We start from the raw sequence: 3,354 nt of genomic DNA on the forward strand, positions 1-3,354 counted from the left end.
CGAATCATTCTCCGATGCTTCGGAACCCCAGAATCACGCAACTGCGGCGCGAACAAGAAACTTTTGGGTCAGGTTCTAACTCCTCAAGTATTTGATCAGAGCGGCTATGGCCAAGACCACGAGCAGCAGGACGAGTAGCCCGAAGATTCCCATGAAGCCCATGCCGAAAGCGCCCATCATTCCGTCCGAGCCCATCATGACTTCCTCCGTGCGAGATCGTGAGCTTGTGCCTCGCAACATCGGCTGTAGCAAATATCTCTGCATTCCGGCCAGAGAAATGCGCGATCTAAGCCCTCGGATGGGATTGCCGTTGGCGGCCCATGAGCGGATCGAGCCGTCATCAGACGCTTGAGCGTGGGCTCATATTTGAACGATGGACGTAATCTCGAAATTCTCGCCCGGTGGGTTTTCTCCAATCCTCAGAATCTTGCCGTCAACCGTCCGATAGGGTGGCGCCGGCAGATTATAAGGCGCCGGCATGTTCTTGTAGATGCGGCCGGCCAGATCGTATTTCGAGCCGTGACAAGGGCAGAAGAACCCGCCGGGCCATTCCGCGGTCGGCTCGGCGTCGCTCGGGTTCGGATAATAGAGCGGAATGCACCCGAGATGTGTGCAGACGCCGACGAGAACGGCATATACCGGGTCGATCGAACGGTGCCAGTTCCGCACATAGCGCGGCTGTTGCAAGACTTCCGAATCGGGATCAGCGAGTTGGGAGATCAGCGCGGGATCCCTTAATTTCTCCAGCGCCGTGGCCGGTCTGCTGATGACGACGACGGGCACGCCGCGCCAGCGCACGACGACTTTCCCGCCAGGCTCAAGCCCGCTCAAATCGATGTCAACTGGCGCGCCTGCGGCGACAGACGAGGCGTCGGGGTTCAACGCGTCGATCAAAGGCCACATCGCGGCTCCCGTCGCCACGACGGCGCAAGCGCCGGTCGCGATGAAGAGAAAGTCGCGGCGGCCCGGTTCGGCCAAATCGAGATTTTCCATCTGGCGCTCCTTTAAAAAACCGTGCTCGCGTAGCGCAAGAATGTTGCGCGCCGCACGATGTTCAAGTCCGGCCTTCGGCTAATTCAATCTGCCTTCGATATTTCATCGCCTCGCCGCCGCTCGAAAAAATGGGACATTTTCATGATTTCGCACATTCGTGCGCGCCCTTGTGGCGGCGCTCATCGGCCTCGCTATGGCCGAAACCGCAACGATCGCCCGCGCCGAAGTAAAGGACTATGAATTCCAGTTAGTGAACAAGGAAATCAAGAATGGCGATGCGATTGTCTCGGTTCGTCTGGTCCACAAACCAGACGGCAAGCTCGTCCCTGGCGCCATGACTTTCGCGACCCAGCTCGATATGGCGTCTGACGGAATGGAGGACGACGAAGACCACGTTGTGCCGGCGCTCGACCACACGGTCCAGCAGACGAATGTCTGGCTCAAGAAGCTGACGGACGACCACCATCTGGGCGATCGGCATCAGTGTGCCGCAGCAAGCGGCGTAAGAGATGAGGGTAGGTCCCTCGCCATCGGCTTCAATATGACGACCTCGACCGGATCCGATAAGAGAAAACGATGATCGAGTTCGAGCTCAGCCATTTCGAACACCACGTCATCGTCTGAGGCATGCGGTCAGTCCGTTTCGGGTATCGAAGACACGCGCCGGGGATCAGGGGATTTCCTAATTTGTTGGCATCGACAATTTCGGATACTCGACTCCGGATGCGGGACGCGGCTGTCGATAAAAAGCCTTCGCCCGCACTCTTGGCCATCGCTTTTGGCCATCAACAACGAGATCGAGGGAGATAATTTCCTATGTTCAATAGCGTTGACGATGTAAGCCAATTCGGCGCGAGCCGGTTCGACGCAGTGACCACGGCTGCCGCCTCGACCGCCAAGGGGCTGCAAGTGATCGCGGCGGAATCCGTCGAATATTCGAAAAGACGCGCCGCGGACGGCTATGCGTTCAGTAAGAAATTGCTCGACGCTCGAAAGCTCGATGACATCGTCGAGCTGCAGTCGGATTTTATCAAGGCCGCCTTTCAGGACTTCATCTCTCAGGCGACAAAGATCAACGGCCTCTATTCGGAACTCGCCAAGGACGCTTTCGGCGCGGCCTTTTCAAACGAGGTGAAGAACAAAGGTTGACCGGCAACATTAGCGACTGTTTCCGGCGTTCCCAGGAAGCTCTTCAACGAGTGCAATTTACGCTCGTCACGATTTTTCCGGCCTTGTAAAGACGGATTCGAAGAGATGGTTACGAACCAAAAAATTCACAGAAGTCATCGGCCAGACAATTCGGAGCCGATCTCGATCCAGGAAGAAATAGCCGACGAAGAAGAGGAAACTGACGCCAAGATGATCAATTTCGAGCCTGCAGCCGTCGAGGCTCAGGCCGATGCGGGGACCGTGGATCCGATCCAGGGCTGTTCAACGCTCTTTACAGTCCGCGATATGAGAGTGTGACGGCGGGATCGATGGCGCCGCTCCACCAGGCTTGGGCAATGTTTTTGACGCCGTTTGCTCTGGCGATGTTGAGGGCTTGCGAGCGCAGGCGGGCCATGACGCCGGGATTGACGCGGATGCGGCTCGCGTCCTCGGCGAGGGTCACGTCGCGAACCCAATGGTTTTCGTTCTCCACGGCCCAATGGCCGCGGATGGCGCTCGCGAAGGTTTCTGCGGGCAACATGACGGAGGATGCATAGAAGGCGGTTTCCTCCCGTCGTTTCCACATCCCCGTAGCGGCGGAACGGATCAAAGTCGAGCGTGTGACGCGCACGATCGCGGCGATCAACGTCCCCCATTCGCCGTCGGAGAGGGCGCCGCCGGGAGCGTAGACCTCGACATGCCGGTCCTCCTGGCGATTTCGCGCCAGATCGCGGCTGTCGGCAGTAGCGATCTGAGCCGCTGTCGCGGCGACGTGCTCGCAGTGTTGCAGCAGGCCCGGCTGATTGCCTTTGTGAACAAGCGCCCGATTTTGATCCCCGCGGAGCGAAGAATTTCATCGGTTTAGCACGCCGATCGGCGTCGATACCCCTCGCCGATTCACATTCCAGCCCTCGCTCGACAAGAGCCGCAGTTCATCGACCGCGCCGAAGCCGTCCATCTCATCGGGCCGCCCGGCACGGGGAAAACGCATCTCGGCCTGGCGCTCGGCGTCGAAGCGGTCAAAGCCGGCCGCAGCGTCTACTTCGCCTCCCTCGCCGACATCATCGCGATCCTCGCCAGAGCCGAGCGCGAGGGAACGCTGCGGGAAAAGATTCGCTACTTCTGCCGTTTCGCGCGTATCCCTCCGGCGGCGGCCGCCTGGCGGTGACCTCGGTTTTTGGGATAGCTGCGTGACGGGTGGCGCGATGATCG

6 protein-coding genes are annotated in these 3,354 nt (G+C 59.1%); 4 read left to right on the plus strand and 2 right to left on the minus strand.

All coding sequences use genetic code 11. The annotated features are described in order from the left end of the window. Positions 1–360: 360 nt before the first annotated feature. On the minus strand, positions 361–993 hold the full coding sequence (gene petA / locus Mspo_RS19210) for a ubiquinol-cytochrome c reductase iron-sulfur subunit (RefSeq protein WP_159732871.1): 633 nt from the start codon (positions 991–993) through the stop codon (positions 361–363). A 157-nt stretch (positions 994–1,150) separates the two neighbouring features. Here petA and Mspo_RS19215 point away from each other — a divergent pair, with 157 nt between their 5' ends. The 3 genes from Mspo_RS19215 (at position 1,151) to Mspo_RS19225 (ending at position 2,460) form a co-directional block, all read left to right on the plus strand. Further along, positions 1,151–1,573: a FixH family protein gene (locus Mspo_RS19215; protein ID WP_244613558.1), complete on the plus strand. Its 423-nt coding sequence runs from the start codon at positions 1,151–1,153 to the stop codon at positions 1,571–1,573. 236 nt (positions 1,574–1,809) lie between these two features. Next, positions 1,810–2,142 carry a phasin family protein gene (locus Mspo_RS19220; RefSeq protein WP_159732873.1) on the plus strand — a complete coding sequence of 111 codons (333 nt, stop codon included), beginning with the start codon at positions 1,810–1,812 and terminating at the stop codon, positions 2,140–2,142. A gap of 105 nt (positions 2,143–2,247) precedes the next feature. Further along, positions 2,248–2,460, plus strand: a complete 213-nt coding sequence (locus tag Mspo_RS19225) for a hypothetical protein (protein ID WP_159732875.1) — start codon at positions 2,248–2,250, stop codon at positions 2,458–2,460. On the opposite strand, the gene Mspo_RS19230 is transcribed toward Mspo_RS19225, so the two are convergent. After that, the gene (locus Mspo_RS19230; protein ID WP_201281765.1) at positions 2,435–2,935 is read right to left on the minus strand and encodes an ISAs1 family transposase; all 501 of its coding nucleotides are present in this window, start codon (positions 2,933–2,935) and stop codon (positions 2,435–2,437) included. The two genes, Mspo_RS19225 and Mspo_RS19230, sit on opposite strands and share 26 nt — an antisense overlap. Positions 2,936–3,103: 168 nt before the next feature. On the opposite strand from Mspo_RS19230, the gene Mspo_RS19235 reads away from it, so the two are divergent. Next, positions 3,104–3,310: an ATP-binding protein gene (locus Mspo_RS19235; RefSeq protein ID WP_305847254.1), complete on the plus strand. Its 207-nt coding sequence runs from the start codon at positions 3,104–3,106 to the stop codon at positions 3,308–3,310. Positions 3,311–3,354: the final 44 nt, after the last annotated feature.

Origin of the sequence: Methylosinus sp. Ce-a6 (assembly GCF_009811655.1) — a bacterium.
Lineage (GTDB): Bacteria > Pseudomonadota > Alphaproteobacteria > Rhizobiales > Beijerinckiaceae > Methylosinus.

Excerpts from the sequence above, each read along its gene's own strand:
- petA (WP_159732871.1), bottom strand. The coding sequence starts at position 993 with ATGGAAAATCTCGATTTGGCCGAACCGGGCCGCCGCGACTTTCTCTTC.
- Mspo_RS19220 (WP_159732873.1), top strand. The coding sequence starts at position 1,810 with ATGTTCAATAGCGTTGACGATGTAAGCCAATTCGGCGCGAGCCGGTTC.
- Mspo_RS19225 (WP_159732875.1), top strand. The coding sequence starts at position 2,248 with ATGGTTACGAACCAAAAAATTCACAGAAGTCATCGGCCAGACAATTCG.